Here is a 256-nt window from a genome sequence, read left to right on the forward strand (position 1 = left end):
CGCGCTCGCGCAGTTCGCCGCGAGTCAGGCGCACACGCTTTCCATCCGCGTGACATGCGGTGATCGCGGGTGCCGTGGCCGGCGCCACCGACAGGTTAAGCAGATTGGCGGCGTAGTTGAGCTGGATTTCGGGAAAGAAGCACGCATGCTCGCACGCGTCGCCGACGCAAACCGGCTCGATGCTGCCGGACACCTCGAGCCCTTGCGACCACTCGACGAAGCATCGCCAGAAAGTGCGAAAGTCTCGCACGGAGAG

1 protein-coding gene is annotated in these 256 nt (G+C 64.8%); it reads right to left on the reverse strand.

Going from position 1 to position 256, the window contains the following annotated elements:
* The coding region (locus tag AB4Y32_RS40575) for a hypothetical protein (protein WP_368726594.1) at positions 1 to 256 on the reverse strand (256 nt) is incomplete at both ends.

Source organism: Paraburkholderia phymatum, assembly GCF_040965635.1.
GTDB lineage: Bacteria > Pseudomonadota > Gammaproteobacteria > Burkholderiales > Burkholderiaceae > Paraburkholderia > Paraburkholderia phymatum_B.